The organism is Flavobacterium pokkalii (assembly GCF_014596575.1).
GTDB classification, from domain to species: domain Bacteria; phylum Bacteroidota; class Bacteroidia; order Flavobacteriales; family Flavobacteriaceae; genus Flavobacterium; species Flavobacterium pokkalii.
Genome location: NZ_NASZ01000006.1, coordinates 119,985 through 136,596 on the forward strand (window position 1 = coordinate 119,985; position 16,612 = coordinate 136,596).

Sequence of the window (16,612 nt, forward strand, 5' to 3'; positions counted from 1 at the left end):
ATATTAATCATCAGTAAAATGGAATTTAAAACATTAAGAAATATTGAAAATAGTTTCAGGCAAATCAGACTTTATGCTATTGTATTTGCATTATTATGTATTGGAGTAACGGGATATGCTATATGGAAATCTTACTGCTTTGCAGAGTTGCAGCGACAAAAGGTGTATGTACTGGACAACGGTAAATCTTTAATGCTTGCTCTTGCACAAGATGCCTCTATCAATCGTCCTGTTGAAGCCAGGGAACATGTCAGACGTTTTCACGAACTTTTTTTTACTCTGGCACCCGACAAGAATGCTATCGAAAGCAATATGAAACGCGCGTTCAATCTCGCAGACAAAAGTGCTTTTGATTACTACAAAGACCTGTCTGAAAAAGGATATTACAATCGTATCATTTCAGGGAATGTGCAACAGCGTACAGAAATAGATAGTGTGGTATGCAACTTCGACAACTATCCTTATGCTATAAGAACTTATGCCAAGCAGTTTATTATTAGATCCAGTAATGTAACTAAACGGAATCTGGTTACCTCATGCTATCTCGTGAATTCAGTTCGTTCGGATAACAATCCACAAGGCTTCAACATGGAAAAATTCAATGTAATTGAGAACAATGATTTAGAAATTATAGAACGTTAAAAACAAAGAATATGGAACATCAATTTGATTTAGACACATTCTCAAAAATCCTTACTGATAAAGGGTATGACGGTTATTTCCATACGGAGGGTTGTTGTGCCGGTAAACTAAAGGATAGCATCAGTGAATTTTTGGAAGCTTGGGACAATGGTAAAGAAGCTCCATTATTAGCAAATCATCTGCATTTATCTACTTACCTCCAATGGAATGGTGAAGACAAACCAAAGATTGAATGCAATATGTATGTAAGATACGAGAACGGGAAATTCGATTTACAGAAAACAGAAATGTTCATAAGGAGTCTGGATTGTTACGGGCAATTACTGAAGCAATCTAAACTGACGGCTCTTACAGCAAGTTCTATTCCGACAGTAAAAGAGGCTATTGCCCAAGTGTCAGATAAACCGAAACAGCAGTTGTCTTCTCAAAACAGGAGGTTTAAAATGTGAAACCTGATAAAAATTGAAGTATGAAAAAAATAAGAGAAAATATGAAAAGGTATTTTGATAAAGTGGATGATCGTTGGCGAGCATTACCCTTACGAAAACAGTACAAATACCTCTTGTATTGTTTCCTGGGCTATCTGATTCTAACTATAGCTATTATTCTAAAGGTATGGTATGATACCGGAAAAGCCAATTATAATTTGTCTATTGAACATATTGAAAATCCCGTTGTCAAAAAGAAAGAATCCGCTATACCCTTGCAGGATTCAATGTTGAAAATCATAAAAAATAGAAGAGATGAAAGAAAGTGAAAACAAAAAAAGTACCATCTTTGTTACCGATGGTAATTTAAATGAAACTTCGGAGATAGTGCTGGAAAGTAGTTTAAATAAAGGCGATAAATTCAAAAAGCCATTAATCTTTGTATTGATGGGGATTGTGTTTTTGGGATGTATGTATATAATATTTAAACCATCCGAAAGCAGTAAAAAGACAGAAGATATTGGTCTCAATGATTCAGTTCCTCAGGCTACTGATAAGGTTTTGCAGGCTGATAAGCAAAAAGCTTATGAAGATGAAATGTTGGAGCAAAAGAATTTGGAAAAACAAAATGCGCTAACATCTTTGTCTGATTACTGGAATGAGAATAGTACAGATGACAATGAAAATGGTCAGGATGTTTCGGAAAAGAATGAAGTAGATAATAGTTCATTAAACAATGATAATCCTTCTTTGAATAGTTATCGCAATGCACAGAATACACTAGGGAATTTTTATCAGAGTGATAATTCAGAGGCACTACAATTGCGTAAACAGCTGGATGAACTAAAAGAACAATTGGCTAAAAAGAATGATACACCAATTGATCCTGTGGAAAGCCAATTGGAATTAATGGAGAAATCCTATCAGATGGCAGCAAAATACCTTCCAACTAATGCGGTTTCAGGGGAACAGCCAAAGGAACAAAAAATAGCTCTTTCAGGTTCATCAAACCAAAAAGAAACTTTTGTTGCGTTTGTTCCTGCCCATAAAAATGAGGTTTCTTCTTTACAGAGAGTACTTCCTGATAGTACATTTATTGCTAATTGGAGCGAAAATCGTAACCGCGGATTTTATACGGTTGGGAAAACGGAACAGCAAATACAACCCAAAAACAGTATCCGTGCTGTTGTGCAACAAACACAGCTGCTAACGGAGGATAGTAGTGTTCGTTTACGTTTATTAGAATCAGCAAAAATAGGAACTCACATTATTCCGGCAGGGACAGTATTGACAGCCAATTCAAAATTTCAACAAGGGCGTGTCCAAATGAAAATTACTTCGATAGAGCAGGATGGCAATATTATTCCGGTTAACATTATAGTGTATGGACTGGATGGGCAAGAAGGTTTGTTTGTTCCTTATTCTCCCGAAATGAGTGCTTTCAAAGAAATGGCTGCTAATATGGGACAGACTTCAGGAAGCAGTATTATGATGACAAATTCTGCCGGACAACAAATAGCAGGCGATTTGAGTCGTGGGCTTGTACAGGGTGTTTCGGGCTATTTTTCTAAAAAAATGAGAACTCCAAAAGTAACACTCAAAGCAGGACATCAAGTATTCCTTGTTTCTAAAAAATAAATATTCAATTCTTTAAACGTTATACAACATGAAAACAACAATGAAAAACATACTAATAGCATTGGTCTTAATATTAGGCTATGCTACGCCATTTCAGGCACAACAGACTGTTCAAAATATCACAAAGCTGGACTTGGGAAAAATAGAACCGTATAAGATAGAAGTAACTTACAGTAAAACTTCGCACTTGATATTTCCTGCTACTATCCGCTACGTGGATTTGGGAAGTGATTATCTGGTTGCAGCCAAAGCAGAAGATGCAGAAAATGTATTACGAGTAAAGGCAGCAATCCGTAATTTTAAAGAGGAAACTAATTTTTCGGTGATTACTGAAGATGGACGTTTTTATAATTTCAATGTTTTTTATAACTCTTGCCCAATTAATTTGAATTACAATCTTTTGGAAATGCAAAAGAGGATGAGTAGGGAGAATACTAATGATGTTCTTTTTGAGGAATTAGGAAAAAATTCTCCATCATTAACAGGCGAGTTAATTGAAACAATTTATAAAAAAGACAAGCAGATTATAAAAAATATTAGAGCTAAAAGTTTTGGGATTCAGTTTTTATTGAAAGGAATCTATATTCATAATGACAAGTTCTATTTCCATACCGAAGTCCGTAATCTTACTGATTTACCATTCCGAATCGATTTTATTACTTTCAAAGTAGTAGATAAAAAGCTTGCTAAACGTACTGTGATACAGGAAAGAAATTTAATTCCATTGCGAACCTACAAACCGCTGGACGAAATTAAAGGCAATACGGTAGAGCGAAATGTGTTTCTGCTGGATCTATTTACTATTACTGATGACAAAGTACTCTTGATAGAAATTTTCGAAAAGAATGGTAGCAGAAATCAGATACTAAAGCTGGAAAATTCTGACTTGCTTAAGGCAAAGCTTATTAAGGATATGAAGTTGAAGATTAATTGATTTTAATAAAAAACATAAAAAGGGGCTGTTTCACAATTTGTGAGGCAGCCTCTTGATATTTTGGATTATATTTATTTCTTAACCTTTTAAAAACAATAAATTATAGGTAAGAAACGTTTTTTTAAGTTAAAAGAATGAAATATAAACACGCTGATTATGAATCCAACATTGTTTTTAAGCATCTTAGCTTTACTAAGTGGTTTTGGTCTTCGTTATTGGATTAATAGAAGAAAATTTTATAGAAGAAGTCCATTAGGAGCGGAAGGTTTTTCGAGTTATGAAAAATCTGTTTTCATTTCTTTTTTAGAGCGTATGGGAAAATGGATTGCTTATGCATTGATTATTTTCGGGCTATTGTCAGCATGGGTTTATTCTCGTGAGAAAAAAGATAAGGAGAAACAGGAGTTAAAAACAGAGAAACCAATCTAATTCTGATAGTCATTTGAAAATAAAGTTTAAAAGCAAATCAGATAATTTATAATGAAGTGATATAATGTAAATGTTGGTGCAAAATTATGTTTGTACCCATATAAAAAGTTAGTTTGAAATTACATTCCAATCTGAAACAATTGAGGATGGATTATTTCAGTTAGCTACTTTTAAAGAACTTCCTAAAGTTTGTATCACCGACCTTGATTTTTACGACAAGCAGATACTGTCAAAACTTCAAAAATTAAGACTAGAATATCCTACAATCAAACTACTTTCTCATAGTGATATTGACAATGAGAAAGTAGGTAAGGATCTTTTAAACATTGGTTTTTCTAGTTGTTTACTAATTGGTAGTGATGTCGATGATTTTAAAAGAGCCATTGACAAAACTGCCAATGGCCTTAATTAGTAATGTAAATTTTACTTGAATACGATCTTATAAAGTTGAGAAATTAAATTCTCTCTTTTTTCAAAATCACAGTTAGCAGTGAAAAAATGTGATTTTATACTTTCTAATGTAAAGTCTTGATAGATATTTATTTCCTTATTGAACACTGGAAAGGTTTTGCCATTTAAACTATAAATGTCGATGCTCGAAAAGTTAGGCCTAATTTCTAAAAATGCTTTCTCACTTGGCCTTTTTAGCAAGTAATCATATCTTTTTTTGTCAGAATCCCATAGAACTTGATGACTTCTTATAAATGATTTCGGAAATTTACTTTTTACTGCATTTAAGATTAATTCATCAAGTTCATCATTTGTAAATAGTTCTTGTTTAGGATAATCTAATAATCTTTTAATCTGGTTTGGTTCAGGATCATCGTTAAGTTTATAATCATTGGTAATTTGACGATCATAAATAATAACACCAATAGTAATTTCAACACCAAATTGGTTTGTTGAAACAACACTTATTTCTTTAACAATTTTCCAATCTTCTTGATCTAAAAGCTTAATCGTAACTTGTTCTGATAATTTGTTATTAATATTACTCATATTTATTCCCATTTTAGATTTTGAGCATATTTAGTATGAGGTGCGATTTCAAACATATACTCTTTATTATGTAAACTATGCCCAAGTGTCTGTATCAAATCGTCATTTACCCAAATAAATTTGTCCGATTCTTTTTCTAATTTTAGTTTTTCTAGAATTGGTAATTGCTCATTATTAATAACCAAGTCAAAAATTTCAAAAATAAATATCCCTTTACCACCGCTATCTAATTTGATAATTGGAGATTGAATCTTCTTTTTGAATTCATAATCTATGAAGCGAAATTGTCTCCAAGGTAAAATGTCTTCTGAAATTAATTCTTCGCAAAATTCTCTCCATGGAGAAATTTCCCTATCCTTTTTTGAATCAAACCATTTCAGAAAAGAGATTACATTTTTTCCCTTCACGTAAACTCTCAAATCATTTTTAGCTATTCCTTTTTCTGTTTCAAACTTTCTATCAGGTTTTACTTCTAATTTTTCAAAAATAGCACTACTGCTTGGTAATGTTTTATAACATCCGCCTACCGGCTGGTAGTAATTTCTTGTTCTACTTTTTACTAGTAAATACTCATTGTCAACTTTAATCCTGTACAGATACGCAATTGATAAACGAAAATCTTTTTTGGGGTGCAAAATCTGAGTATTAATAATTAATATTAATTGTTTATAATTATCTATTAACCAACCTAAAATTAATGTCAATAATGAAATTATCCCAGCTCTTGTAAATGGAGAATGCCAAAAATCATTGTCAAATAATCCAATAATAATAAGTAAAATAGGTATCGTATATTTTATGAGGTTATCTTTCATATTATTTTTGGACTTGGTTTTAGTTGAATGATTGTTTCTTTTATTGATTTAAAGTCCAATGCTTTTGAAGGAAAACATTTTGATACAGCCTCAGGCAAAACTCTTAATCGAATATCTGAGAAAGAAAATTCTAAATTATCATTATGTTTCTCTCCTGTTAACTCTGCTAAAGTTTCTAATTCTTTATCTGTCAGTCCAATTTCTCCTACTGATTTTTCAAACAATTGCTTTCTTTCATCAAAATTAGGTCTCTCAAACTCTAATATTATTGCAGCTCTTCGAATAATTGCTTCATCCAGAAAATGAAGTCTATTGGTTGACATAAATAAGATAGCTCTACCATTTAATTCTCTTAATTCGTCAATTTTTTGAATTAATGTATTTACAGCAGCTTTTTCTTCTTGATGCATTTGCATGGTTGACCTAGTTGAAGCTATGGCATCTGCTTCATCAATCAATAGAAATGCAACTCTTCTTTTTCCTGCTTGATTTTTTAATTCACTGAATGCGTCATTGACCAAGTTTCCCATCTGACCGTGTAAACCTTCACCTCTTACTCTTGTACTAAGTTTGAGAAAAAAACCATCTTTTTTAAGCTCTCGCAACATTCTATCTGCAATTGCTTCGGCAGAAATGGTTTTTCCTGTACCAGCATCCCCAGATAATATTATTAGCGGGTATTTCTCTTGAAGTTGAGAAATAATTGGTAATTCTACATTATGAAACTTTTTACTCCATTCTATTAACCCCTCTTGATCAAGTAATAACTTTAAGTTGGAAAATATCCTATCGAATTTTGAATCAAAACCGACCAAGTTCTTTGTTCTCTCTTGAATACCTTTATTAGGTAATTCAACTATATTATCAAAAATATTATTCATGGCTTATTTATAATTTGTTTTTTGTAATTCATATCCTTTACTGGCATATAATTGAGCATTAGAACCTTGAAGGCTTGGAAATGAATTATCTATAGAGGAAGCTGTCCATGATATTTTAAAATTTTTTGAAAAATTTTCTTTTTCTGTTGTGGTTAAATTTCTCCATTTTTGAGTGTATGTCAAAATGACAGAAAGGCTCGTGTTTGGTATGTCAGCCCAATCGTTATTTTTTCCTGCTCTTTCACTTTCTGTAGAGGTTCCAAGTGAATTTACAATGAATTTTGAAGCTCGAATTACTCCCCCTGTCTCATTGTTGAGCAATACAATATCAACTGAATATAAGTATTCATTTTCAGCTAACAGAAGTATATCATAGAATATTTTATCAACATACTCCATGGTCCATTTTCCAGTTCTTCGTGCAATCGTTCTGATATCGGCTTCACAGCCCTCAAAGGTTTTTCTTATATCTAAAACTGTATAAGTACTTGTTTTTGTAGTTGTTCCGTACATAAGCATTAATCTAAATTAAAAGTTGGTCCGAAAACACGTTTCCATTCTTGGATAGTGTCTCCTTTATTATTTTTTGATTCGGCAATATTTAAGGTATCAAAAGCATCTTCAGCTTCTTCAATAATTTCATCCCATTTGTTTTTATCAAGACGTTTCACAATATTGTTTTCTTTATTTGTGTTGTCTGCAATGTAAATAGGAGAATCATAATTGCAAGGAATTGATCTAATAGAATCTTTGAATTCAATTATTGGAAAAGATGGGCTGCTTACAAATTGAAAAAATCGGATTATACCTTCTTCTATGTTTTCTTGTATACCATAATTCTCATCTAAATAAGCAACTATTAATTCAATTGAAAAAGATGATAAGCCTGGTTCATTGTCCGTAGGCTGTAATTCTTTATAATTTTTCCACCATTTTATTGCCCTAACAATTGAGGTGTAAGATGGATTGTTTTGTCTTTTTGCTAAAGAGAAGCTTAATTGTTTGCTGATACTTGTAATATATTTTTTCCCTCCACGTCTACTTGGTTGCCAAACATATTCGTGTAAATCTTGTAATGGAACAACAGGAACAATATCAACTTGTAACCCCGTTCCACTAAATGAAATGGTTATTGATTTAGTATTACCTTTAGCATCAACATCTCTTTGGATGTCTTTTTGAGGGTATATATTTTCTAGATAGGAAATTATATAATCATATAATTTAGGTAAATCATTATGAATATCGCTATCTCCGGTAACAAATAGAACCAAATCAATATCAATAGGATTTTCTCCAGTTGGTTTTAGTATAGTCTTCTTTTTCCAAGAGCCGGCTAAAAGATATTTTGCAACTTTTAAATCATGACTACCATCTTCGGCAATTTTTTTTTCTAATTTTTGTTTTAGATTATTGATTTGATCTCTGTATTTACCCATATTTTCAGGCTGTAGTTTGATCTTTTCAATAAAGTGTTGTAAATCTTTATTCGATAACTTCATAAATTTTAGTATTAATACCTATCTATATATCAAATTGTTATCCAGTATATCCAAAATGACGTTTTGTCAGTTGTAATAAGGTCTGTAACTTGAAATGTCAGCGAATTATTAAAAGAACGAACATTTATTTTACCTCAATTATTAGTAAAATACTAGACTTTATCAATAACCATCATCAACCAAGCGACGTTCTTTTGCTTATTTTCTTTGGTCGCTGTGTGAAAAGAAAAGAAGTCAGCTAAAAACAACAAAAGGGATACTAAATATCCCGTGAAATGATGTCGCAACCTGTTTGGTAAAATGTAAGTAGTGGAATTTGTGGAGCGGTACATTTTGGCAAAAGGGTTGTACCAATTGAATGCAAAAATGCGTTTCCGACGGCAGGAAGGAATTGCATTTTTGCCGCCCGGCTTTGGCTGTCAGGCGACTTTTAGAGGTTGGGTTTGAAAGTTCTTCAAATTAAGGAAAAAACCTCTGTTTTCGGTCATTCCATAGCGTAACATAGACCAAAGCAAAGAACACCCCATTTGTGCCAATGTTGCATTAATATATAAATCCTGTTTTTCCAATGCTTCGGCTAAACTGCAACTTGGTGTATCGTCTGTTTCTTCTGATTGTTTAAGCAGTTCGCCAAATTCATCCGTAACCATTGGCAGGCTTGTCACCGTTTCGTATTTCTCTGACTGTGGTTGTTTGATTTCTCCGATAGTAGATAATATGACTTGTCCTGTATGTTCACTGTTACCGAAATCCAACCAGTATTTTGGTTCGTCACGGCTCATTCTGCTTTGGTTCATAGCTTTGAGCATTTCGGCAATATTAAACCGTGTTTGTACATTGTCCACACAAGTAATAAAAATCGTTGTCTTTGCATTTTTGGGTAATTCACCCAACGCATTGCGTTCAAACTTTTGGGTTTCTGCTTTCCAATTTGTTCCCATAAACCGATTAACTCGGTTTATCAAAGCTACCGATTTGTACAATCCTGTTTCGCTCGGTGCAAATCGCTGTCTGCCTAAATTGGCTTCCGTAATACTATCATCATCCCATAAACGCACCTGCAATCCTGCGTGTCCCAATTCGGTTAGGCTGTGGCTCATTTCCATTAAGGCAGTCAGTACCTTTGAGCCTGTGCCACCTGCACCAATCAAATTAATTTCAATCGGATTGGTCGGACTAATTAGATAATTATCGGTAAAATGTATTTTCGTTTTCATCACAATAGATTTTTAAGAGTTTTATTATTTGGTTTAAGTACTTCTTTTGGAAAGGGTTTAGCTGTATTTATCAGGTCTTTCCAAAGGTTTATACAATTCCCTTTTATGGGGTTGTGATTGCCTAACAGATGGCTGAAATAGGAATTGAAGAAATAATGTTCCCAAGCCTGTACAAATTCTTCTACCGAAGCGGATTTTTTAATATCAACACTTACTGTTCCCATACAGACTTTGCCGTCTTCATAGATGTTGAAATAGGGTGTATGAAACAATTTAGTTTTCTCGTTGGGTCTTCTGTCATTTGCAAGGGCAAATACGCTCAAACTGTTTTTACTCGCTTTCCAAAGCATCGGTGGTACTTCTGCTATTCCGTTTGGAATTTGCAGACTGTCCACAAAGTACAGTTGTCTTTGCTGTGCTTTGGTGTACCATATAACCGAACCATTTTCAGGATTCGGATTGATGTGCAGAATGTTGGTAGGCAATATTCCGCTTGGTTTAAGTAAGGCTATGTTTTTTTCCTGTTCGGTATTGAGTGCCTTTGCCAATACATTGGCTTCCTTTACGGTCAAAGGGTGGGCATTAATAGGATTGCCGTTTTTGTCCATGTCAAAATGTTCTACATAAACATCGGTATTGCTCCCTTTGGTTTCATAGAATACCAAAACCGATTTTGGGTGGTACAATGTGCCGAAATTTTGTGTTATATCGTTAATTGTTTCCATAATTTCCGATTTTTAAAAGTTGTTCAAAATGTCGCATAGCTTGTGCAATAGTTCAAATAATCGGTTTTCAAAACAAAGGTTGTTGGCTGTTATATCCCTGCCGTCAAACTGTTTTAGGATAATGGGTTCTTCCATTTGTCCGTACTCCTGCATTTCGCTGTTTACCGATTCTATAAGCATTTTATTCAACCAGCCTTTGTGGTCTGTATAAAAGGAAATGTATTTTTCCATTCCGATGATGTTTTCCATATCTTCCCCCGATGCTTCTCCGTTTGGTTTGGCATTACGGAATACGTTTTCATTTGGATAGGTTTGATAAAGGGTAAAGGCTTCTTTTGCTAAGGTCAAGCACTCTCTATCAAAATTGTCTTTGGCTTTAAAGCTGTTGATGCGTTGTTCAAATATGGTCAGATTAATGCGGTTGTAAATCCGCTGTTCTATATAATCCCCGATATATTCGGCTTGTTTTATCTCTGCTAGATATACGGCTGTTTCTTCGGTATAGTCATCCTGTTCAACCCAATCATTCATCATTTCGTACATCCAATACAGGTAGCTGTCTTGCTGTCTGTAATAGGGAATTTCTGCTATATGGTACAGATAGGCACAAACGGATAACAATAGATGTGCGTTTCTTTTTTGGTTACGGTTGTGTAACATTCGGTACAATGAAGCAACGGGAATGTAAAACAATGTTGAACCTGTATTGTAACGTTCTTCGCTTACAAAATAGGTTCTCTTACTATCCTGTACCAAACGGATTTCCTCCCAATCCAATACCTTTTGCTTTAGTTTTTCTTCCATATCCGATATAGCCAATGCCATATTGTAGGGATAGGGAAACTGTTGAGTCTGCATCGGTTCAATGTGGTAATGCTCGGCAAGTTTGGAAAGGGATTGAAAAAAATCCCTTTCCGTTTTGTCTGATTTCCTGCAAGTCTGTACGGTTTTGGTTTCATTTAGTTTAGGCAGAAACGTACACTTTAGAAAACCATTGGCAACATTGTTGTTGGTACTGATTTGCGTTTGTCTTTCTGTATTTCGTTTGCATCTTTTGGTTTTTGCATCCAATTGACGAACTCGTTCAACTGTCGGTGCAATTGTCTTTGTCGTTGCTGTTTGGGAATTATGATAGTTCCCGATAGGATGTGTTTGTGCATAGTTCATCGTTTTAAGTATTTGGTTCAGCCTTTCGTACCCATTACGCTTTCGAACTTGTACTCTACCGTATCGTCTTTGATTTGTGGTGCAGATGCTTTTGCTGTTGTGAGTATAGGGTACATATTTGCATAAAAATTCATTACGGCTTCCACACTCCAACGTGGTTCGGGGTCGGTCAGCCTTATATCTTGTCCTTTATCTTTGAGTATAAACACTCGTTCTAATTGCGTTGCTAATAACATAATGCTTGTTTTTAATCGTTAATACTCAGTTTCTACTTCGTCCGTTTCATCTATAGGATAATCGGTTGTGATTTCTTCCTCCTGGCTCGGCTCGGCTGTGGTTTCTTCGGTAGTTCCGAAAAGACTAGGTGTTGCGAATTTTGCAGACAACGAAGATTTGCGTTTGCGTATCTCGTCCGCTTTTTCTGGAAACTCCGTAATTTCGGGTACTTTCATCCACGCTTCACGGAATTTGCCCTCTTTTTCGAGTTCGTCAGCCTTTGCCATTCCGTCTTTGAATTTTTTGTCTTTGGCTTCCTGTTCTTTTTTCTGCTTATCGGCTTTTTCTTTCTCCATTGCCGATTGCTTTTTGACTTCCTCCATCTGTTTGAGGAATTTTTCCATATCCACCATTACACCCGAAATGGTTTGTATAGGCGTGGTTATTTGCTCAAAAAATCCCTCGTCTAATTCTTCCGCTGTTCCCCTTAAGTTAAGAGGAGAAATCAGTTGTTTGGCATTATCCCCGCATTGGTCATTTTGAAGTAATATTGAAACGACCAGTTTGTTTTCTGCTCCTTTTGATATGGTTAGCTGTAAATTACCTGTGATTTCCAGTTGTGCTATCTGATTAAAAAAATTAGTATTCATCTTTTAAAATTTTAAAGTGTTGTTTAATCTACTTTTAATAGCCGTTAATTTTTCGTGCATATCTGTCCAATAGGCTTTTTGTCTTTCATTGAAATTTGAAAGGTTTTTACCCTCTTGTTTGTAGTCTTTATATTGTGCCGTTATTTTGATGGCTTCTTCTAGATCGGTTATCTCAATCGGGCAACCATTTAAATCAGTTATTTCCATTTATAGACTGTTTTGTTTAGTTGAAATTCAGAATATCTGAACCAATTTTTGAAAAAGAGGTACACAGTTCAAAAGCTTTTTGTGACTTTATTTGTGCTGTACCACCCAGTACAATGGATTGTAATTTAGCTTCGTCATCTTTATAATTGCGTACATTTTGGTAGTAGCCTGTCACAGCGTTATAAGCCCCGAATAATGTCCCTTTTGTGGTTTGCATCTGTTGGCTATCACTAGTCATTGCGTATGCAAAAGCACTTTCAACAGTATTTTTAAACACAGTGGATATTTCGTCATTATTCCCATTTTTGATATGCTCTAAGGTTTCTTTATTGGGACAGAGTGCCAACTGTATCAATTTTTCAACCTCCCTATCACTTATTCTTACTTTCGTCCAGTTATTGAAGATGTTTTCTAATTGATTGCTAAATTCGTTAGCTAATCCCATTACTTTGTGAGCATTGTCTAAGCGTTGTTTTGCTCCCGAAGTATGACGAATGCGTGCTACATTGCTCATATTTCGAAGTGAAGCATTTAGAGTGTTTTGGCAAACAATTCGAATAGGAGTAAAGGCTGCGGTAATGCTTCCGCTACCATCGTGAGAAGTGGTAAGGAAAATATATTTTTCTGTTACATCATCGCCGTTTCCCACACGGATATAATCAGGCAGTTTTGCAGTTATGAAAATACGTTCTCCATTACCTAAAGCCCCTGCGGTCTCGTATAAGATACCATCAGTACCTCCTACAATTGCGTCAAAAAAGCTAAAAGCCTCCCGATTTTGTACAATATGATAGTCTTTACCTACCACGCCCAAAACGGTGTTGTTATCAGTGCGCATAGTAGCATAATAATTAGGCACGATTAGTTCGTTGTCTCTAATTTCTATGCTGTTTGTATTTTCAATGATATTGGAGCCTTTTGTGTATAGCGGACTTTTGATTACCTCATAATCCAGTCCTGCGTGTTGGATTGCTTCTGTACTTGTGGGATAATCTTGTACAATTTGCCCTAAACCGTGCCATGCTTTTTCCTGAACACTAAAAAATGAATAACGTTCCGTTTTTTCGTTGAAATTTAAATTATGTGCCATGATATTGAGATTTTAAAATTTGAAAAAGATTAAATGAATTGTGTTAGAATGGTAAATCGTCTCCAGTATCCTGATTTGGAGTTTTAGTTTTCTGATCGTTGGTGATTGTCTGAGCGTTTTCTGTTTTCTTACCGCCTCCATGCAATTTGATAGTTGAGGTATGGAAATTCAAACTTGCTCTTAATTCTCCGTTATTAGCTTTCCACGGTCTTGTGCTAACCCTGCCTGTAAGCTCTACCAAAGTACCTTTGGTCAGTATCCTTACTACGTTTGGGCTTATCCAGTAAGAGCAGTCGAAATAGGTGGTTTGCTCTCTACGTTCGCCTTGTTTGTTGCGATAGCTGTCGTTAGTAGCTACTGAAAAGTTCATTACTTGTTTTTCCTGTGACGTTGTGCGTACCTCTGCATCCCTTGTCAGTCTTCCGATGATGTTCATAATCTTTACTTTTTAGAGTTAAATTTTATTTTATTTATTCGGCAATGAGAGGAGGAGCTGTTTCGTTTCACTCTATTACCATTTCTAATGCTTTTGTTTTCCATTATTGACATTTTTTTTATTCGTCTAAAGAGCCGGAGTATGCTTTGTTTCGTTTCAGGAGCATAAAAGGTTAGTGTTTAGCAGGAGCAAGGTTTTGTCAAACAAATACGACCCGAATGGGTGGAGATTTTTTGGCTAACCCGTAGGGCAAGACCTTGTTCCTGCGTTAAGAACACTAGAATACCTTTGCTCTTGAAATGGTACAAAACAGCATACAGGCTCTTGAATTAAAAAAGCAGTGGAAGTGATTAAAAAGGCATTGAGTAAATAACTCTAATAATTAGAAAAATTCATCAATATGGCAAAATCTCTAAATTGATTTTAAGATTTTTTTTAAAGCTTTTACTGATAGAGTTATTGATTAATAATAATAAGATATAGTTACATCACAAATTGTTGGTGATGATGTTGTTGGTGTAGTTAAATAGTTATATATTTGTTCATTAATTTTAAGTGTTCACGTTTTCGTGAACATCGATATAAAGTGAACAGGATGAACGAGCAGTACATTATACAGAACGCAATCCATAATCTTCAGAAAGATGAGATACAGGCTGAATGGAGAGAAGTAACTAATGATGGTTTCATTGATGGAAAGCTGACGCTTCATATAAAGTGTCAGCCTACAGTTGTATTAAATGTAGAAGTTAAAAAAGAACTACGTGGAATGCATCTTACTATTATGGAGGACAAGGCACATAGTGAAGCACCATTTATGATAGTTGCTGATCGTATATTTCCTAAGGTTAAACAGGAGTTAAAAGAGAGGCAAATCAATTACTTGGAGGCAAGCGGAAATATGTTTCTACTGATGGATGGTCTTTACATTAATATTGACGGTAGGAAAAATGAGGTTACTACAACTATTAGCGGCAACCGTGCCTTTACAAAGACTGGACTACAGGTCATATTCCAGTTTCTAATTGAAGAAGACTGGGTAAATCGGCCATATCGTGAAATAGCGCAACGCACAGGTACAGGTTTGGGTAATATTAATAATATATTCAATGGGCTAGCAAAGGAAGGTTATCTATTGCAATTAACAAAGAATGAGCAGGAATTAGAAAATAAAAAGCAACTGTTGGAAAAATGGATTCTGGAGTATGAGAAACGCCTTAAGCCCACATTAAATATTGGTACATTCAGGTTTTTGAAGGAAGAAGATTTTTACAATTGGAAAGCAATAACTCTTAAAAACCAAAAAACATATTGGGGAGGTGAACCCGCTGGGGCAATTTATACAAATTACCTACGTCCAGAAGAGTTGACAATTTATACTGAAGAAGAGTGGAATGATTTGATTAGGAACTATAGATTGGTTCCGGATCCGCAAGGTAATGTCAAGGTATTTAAGAAATTCTGGAAGCATGATACAGTAAGCGAAAATGCAGTGCATCCACTTTTGGCATATACCGATTTAATAAATAAGGGAGATAGAAGATGTACAGAAACAGCGCAAAGAATATACGATGAGTACTTACAAGATAAGTTTTAAGCAATTAAGGCAGGAAGCAAAACTTTCAGAAATGCTTACTGCACTAGAGAGGGGGTTAAAAAAGTTTAATATAGATTTCTATCTCGTAGGAGCAGTGGCGCGAGATGTCTGGATGTCCGCAATACATGATATTCCGCCTAGCCGTATTACAGGAGATATTGATTTTGCTATTTTCATTAATGACAAAGGAATTTATGAAGCATTAAAAAAGTATCTGATAGAGAAGGAAGGATTTCATTCCTATAAAGGGAATGCTTTTGTATTGGTCTGGAAAGGTTTTGTTCAAGTTGATTTGTTGCCCTTTGGCGAGATAGAAGGTAAAGGATCGCATGTGACGGTTGAAGGTACTGGCCTTACGGATGTAAGCGTTCCTGGTTTTAAGGAAATATACGATGCCGGACTTCCGGAAGCTGAACTGGAAGGAAAACACCATTTTAAATTCTGTACACTTCCAGGAATAGTATTATTAAAGTTGATGGCTTATGAGGACCGCCCAGAAATACGTCGGGACGATATCAAAGACATCAGTAAGATTTTAAAACACTTTTTTGATATGTATGCTGAAGAGATTTATGCAAACCATCTGGATTTATTTGGTCAAGGTCAAGAGCTAGATATGCTGGCTGCACGTGTTATGGGGCGAGATATGGCAAAAATAGCAAGATTGAATGAAGAGTTGTTTGTCAGGATTTCTGCACTGCTGGATAAGAATACAGTGAGTCTGGCCACTAGTGAAATATCAAAAATCATGGCTGAATTTTTTGAAAAGACGGTTCAGTACGGTATGGATTTGCTCATTGAGATTAAGGCAGGATTTCTGGAGTAATATGCCTTTAAAAAAAACTCTCACCATAGATGAGAGTTTAAATACTAGCATTAAACTTCTAAACGACTTAATGGAGTTTAAAATTTTGAATAGTTTGCAATTTTGTGTTTCTCAACGAAAGCATAAAGTTTTTTCCTTAACTGGGTTTCAGTTGTCATCCTCTTATGTTTTTTTCAATTGTAAAATTAAGTAAAATCTGTAGTTCTGTATCGT

At 34.7% G+C, this 16,612-nt stretch carries 21 protein-coding genes; 8 read left to right on the forward strand and 13 right to left on the reverse strand.

Features of this window, described 5'->3' with window-relative positions; all coding sequences use genetic code 11:
- The first annotated feature begins 18 nt into the window (after positions 1 to 18).
- From traK to B6A10_RS06350, 6 genes are all read left to right on the forward strand, one after another.
- Complete coding sequence (gene traK, locus B6A10_RS06325; protein WP_188220179.1) at positions 19 to 642, forward strand: conjugative transposon protein TraK; 624 nt, start codon at positions 19 to 21, stop codon at positions 640 to 642.
- A gap of 11 nt (positions 643 to 653) precedes the next feature.
- Positions 654 to 1,091, forward strand: coding sequence for a hypothetical protein (locus B6A10_RS06330; protein WP_188220180.1), 438 nt, complete (start codon positions 654 to 656; stop codon positions 1,089 to 1,091).
- Between the two features lie 20 nt (positions 1,092 to 1,111).
- On the forward strand, positions 1,112 to 1,399 hold the full coding sequence (locus B6A10_RS06335; RefSeq protein WP_188220181.1) for a nitrogen regulatory IIA protein: 288 nt from the start codon (positions 1,112 to 1,114) through the stop codon (positions 1,397 to 1,399).
- A complete protein-coding gene (gene traM / locus B6A10_RS06340; RefSeq protein ID WP_188220182.1) occupies positions 1,386 to 2,708 on the forward strand; it encodes a conjugative transposon protein TraM in 1,323 nt (440 codons plus the stop codon). The genes B6A10_RS06335 and traM overlap by 14 nt, the downstream gene beginning before the upstream one ends.
- 40 nt (positions 2,709 to 2,748) lie before the next feature.
- Complete coding sequence (gene traN / locus B6A10_RS06345) at positions 2,749 to 3,642, forward strand: conjugative transposon protein TraN (protein ID WP_394354331.1); 894 nt, start codon at positions 2,749 to 2,751, stop codon at positions 3,640 to 3,642.
- Positions 3,643 to 3,798: 156 nt separating this feature from the next.
- Positions 3,799 to 4,071 (forward strand): molybdenum ABC transporter permease, encoded by a 273-nt coding sequence (locus tag B6A10_RS06350; RefSeq protein WP_188220184.1) that lies wholly within the window; start codon positions 3,799 to 3,801, stop codon positions 4,069 to 4,071.
- A 423-nt stretch (positions 4,072 to 4,494) separates the two neighbouring features.
- On the opposite strand, the gene B6A10_RS06355 is transcribed toward B6A10_RS06350, so the two are convergent.
- The 13 genes from B6A10_RS06355 to B6A10_RS06415 all read right to left on the reverse strand — a co-directional run bounded on the left by B6A10_RS06355 (position 4,495) and on the right by B6A10_RS06415 (position 13,976).
- On the reverse strand, positions 4,495 to 5,070 hold the full coding sequence (locus B6A10_RS06355; protein ID WP_188220185.1) for a hypothetical protein: 576 nt from the start codon (positions 5,068 to 5,070) through the stop codon (positions 4,495 to 4,497).
- 2 nt (positions 5,071 to 5,072) lie between these two features.
- Positions 5,073 to 5,885, reverse strand: coding sequence for an SMODS-associated NUDIX domain-containing protein (locus B6A10_RS06360; protein ID WP_188220186.1), 813 nt, complete (start codon positions 5,883 to 5,885; stop codon positions 5,073 to 5,075).
- Complete coding sequence (locus B6A10_RS06365; RefSeq protein WP_188220187.1) at positions 5,882 to 6,766, reverse strand: ATP-binding protein; 885 nt, start codon at positions 6,764 to 6,766, stop codon at positions 5,882 to 5,884. Before B6A10_RS06365 ends, B6A10_RS06360 begins: the two co-directional genes overlap by 4 nt.
- A gap of 3 nt (positions 6,767 to 6,769) precedes the next feature.
- Positions 6,770 to 7,279 carry an HORMA-1 domain-containing protein gene (locus B6A10_RS06370; RefSeq protein WP_188220188.1) on the reverse strand — a complete coding sequence of 170 codons (510 nt, stop codon included), beginning with the start codon at positions 7,277 to 7,279 and terminating at the stop codon, positions 6,770 to 6,772.
- A gap of 5 nt (positions 7,280 to 7,284) precedes the next feature.
- The gene (locus B6A10_RS06375) at positions 7,285 to 8,268 is read right to left on the reverse strand and encodes a CBASS oligonucleotide cyclase (RefSeq protein ID WP_188220189.1); all 984 of its coding nucleotides are present in this window, start codon (positions 8,266 to 8,268) and stop codon (positions 7,285 to 7,287) included.
- Positions 8,269 to 8,687: 419 nt separating this feature from the next.
- Positions 8,688 to 9,485, reverse strand: coding sequence for a PRTRC system ThiF family protein (locus tag B6A10_RS06380; protein ID WP_188220190.1), 798 nt, complete (start codon positions 9,483 to 9,485; stop codon positions 8,688 to 8,690).
- The gene (locus B6A10_RS06385; protein WP_188220191.1) at positions 9,485 to 10,210 is read right to left on the reverse strand and encodes a PRTRC system protein B; all 726 of its coding nucleotides are present in this window, start codon (positions 10,208 to 10,210) and stop codon (positions 9,485 to 9,487) included. The genes B6A10_RS06380 and B6A10_RS06385 overlap by 1 nt, the downstream gene beginning before the upstream one ends.
- A gap of 12 nt (positions 10,211 to 10,222) precedes the next feature.
- Entirely contained in the window at positions 10,223 to 11,377 is a 1,155-nt protein-coding gene (locus B6A10_RS06390) for a hypothetical protein (RefSeq protein WP_188220192.1), read from the reverse strand.
- A 17-nt stretch (positions 11,378 to 11,394) separates the two neighbouring features.
- Positions 11,395 to 11,613, reverse strand: coding sequence for a PRTRC system protein C (locus B6A10_RS06395; protein ID WP_188220193.1), 219 nt, complete (start codon positions 11,611 to 11,613; stop codon positions 11,395 to 11,397).
- An 18-nt stretch (positions 11,614 to 11,631) separates the two neighbouring features.
- Complete coding sequence (locus B6A10_RS06400) at positions 11,632 to 12,243, reverse strand: PRTRC system protein E (RefSeq protein WP_188220194.1); 612 nt, start codon at positions 12,241 to 12,243, stop codon at positions 11,632 to 11,634.
- Positions 12,244 to 12,246: 3 nt separating this feature from the next.
- Positions 12,247 to 12,450 (reverse strand): hypothetical protein, encoded by a 204-nt coding sequence (locus B6A10_RS06405; protein ID WP_188220195.1) that lies wholly within the window; start codon positions 12,448 to 12,450, stop codon positions 12,247 to 12,249.
- A 16-nt stretch (positions 12,451 to 12,466) separates the two neighbouring features.
- Positions 12,467 to 13,540 carry a DUF932 domain-containing protein gene (locus tag B6A10_RS06410; protein ID WP_188220196.1) on the reverse strand — a complete coding sequence of 358 codons (1,074 nt, stop codon included), beginning with the start codon at positions 13,538 to 13,540 and terminating at the stop codon, positions 12,467 to 12,469.
- A gap of 43 nt (positions 13,541 to 13,583) precedes the next feature.
- Complete coding sequence (locus B6A10_RS06415) at positions 13,584 to 13,976, reverse strand: single-stranded DNA-binding protein (RefSeq protein ID WP_188220197.1); 393 nt, start codon at positions 13,974 to 13,976, stop codon at positions 13,584 to 13,586.
- 595 nt (positions 13,977 to 14,571) lie between these two features.
- Here B6A10_RS06415 and B6A10_RS06420 point away from each other — a divergent pair.
- Positions 14,572 to 15,573 (forward strand): type IV toxin-antitoxin system AbiEi family antitoxin, encoded by a 1,002-nt coding sequence (locus B6A10_RS06420; RefSeq protein WP_188220198.1) that lies wholly within the window; start codon positions 14,572 to 14,574, stop codon positions 15,571 to 15,573.
- Positions 15,548 to 16,399 carry a hypothetical protein gene (locus B6A10_RS06425; protein ID WP_188220199.1) on the forward strand — a complete coding sequence of 284 codons (852 nt, stop codon included), beginning with the start codon at positions 15,548 to 15,550 and terminating at the stop codon, positions 16,397 to 16,399. Before B6A10_RS06420 ends, B6A10_RS06425 begins: the two co-directional genes overlap by 26 nt.
- Positions 16,400 to 16,612: the final 213 nt, after the last annotated feature.

Coding starts and splice junctions, on each gene's coding strand:
- traK (WP_188220179.1), top strand. CDS start 19: ATGGAATTTAAAACATTAAGAAATATTGAAAATAGTTTCAGGCAAATC.
- B6A10_RS06330 (WP_188220180.1), top strand. CDS start 654: ATGGAACATCAATTTGATTTAGACACATTCTCAAAAATCCTTACTGAT.
- B6A10_RS06335 (WP_188220181.1), top strand. CDS start 1,112: ATGAAAAAAATAAGAGAAAATATGAAAAGGTATTTTGATAAAGTGGAT.
- traM (WP_188220182.1), top strand. CDS start 1,386: ATGAAAGAAAGTGAAAACAAAAAAAGTACCATCTTTGTTACCGATGGT.
- traN (WP_394354331.1), top strand. CDS start 2,749: ATGAAAAACATACTAATAGCATTGGTCTTAATATTAGGCTATGCTACG.
- B6A10_RS06350 (WP_188220184.1), top strand. CDS start 3,799: ATGAATCCAACATTGTTTTTAAGCATCTTAGCTTTACTAAGTGGTTTT.
- B6A10_RS06355 (WP_188220185.1), bottom strand. CDS start 5,070: ATGAGTAATATTAATAACAAATTATCAGAACAAGTTACGATTAAGCTT.
- B6A10_RS06360 (WP_188220186.1), bottom strand. CDS start 5,885: ATGAAAGATAACCTCATAAAATATACGATACCTATTTTACTTATTATT.
- B6A10_RS06365 (WP_188220187.1), bottom strand. CDS start 6,766: ATGAATAATATTTTTGATAATATAGTTGAATTACCTAATAAAGGTATT.
- B6A10_RS06370 (WP_188220188.1), bottom strand. CDS start 7,279: ATGTACGGAACAACTACAAAAACAAGTACTTATACAGTTTTAGATATA.
- B6A10_RS06375 (WP_188220189.1), bottom strand. CDS start 8,268: ATGAAGTTATCGAATAAAGATTTACAACACTTTATTGAAAAGATCAAA.
- B6A10_RS06380 (WP_188220190.1), bottom strand. CDS start 9,485: ATGAAAACGAAAATACATTTTACCGATAATTATCTAATTAGTCCGACC.
- B6A10_RS06385 (WP_188220191.1), bottom strand. CDS start 10,210: ATGGAAACAATTAACGATATAACACAAAATTTCGGCACATTGTACCAC.
- B6A10_RS06390 (WP_188220192.1), bottom strand. CDS start 11,377: ATGAACTATGCACAAACACATCCTATCGGGAACTATCATAATTCCCAA.
- B6A10_RS06395 (WP_188220193.1), bottom strand. CDS start 11,613: ATGTTATTAGCAACGCAATTAGAACGAGTGTTTATACTCAAAGATAAA.
- B6A10_RS06400 (WP_188220194.1), bottom strand. CDS start 12,243: ATGAATACTAATTTTTTTAATCAGATAGCACAACTGGAAATCACAGGT.
- B6A10_RS06405 (WP_188220195.1), bottom strand. CDS start 12,450: ATGGAAATAACTGATTTAAATGGTTGCCCGATTGAGATAACCGATCTA.
- B6A10_RS06410 (WP_188220196.1), bottom strand. CDS start 13,540: ATGGCACATAATTTAAATTTCAACGAAAAAACGGAACGTTATTCATTT.
- B6A10_RS06415 (WP_188220197.1), bottom strand. CDS start 13,976: ATGAACATCATCGGAAGACTGACAAGGGATGCAGAGGTACGCACAACG.
- B6A10_RS06420 (WP_188220198.1), top strand. CDS start 14,572: ATGAACGAGCAGTACATTATACAGAACGCAATCCATAATCTTCAGAAA.
- B6A10_RS06425 (WP_188220199.1), top strand. CDS start 15,548: ATGAGTACTTACAAGATAAGTTTTAAGCAATTAAGGCAGGAAGCAAAA.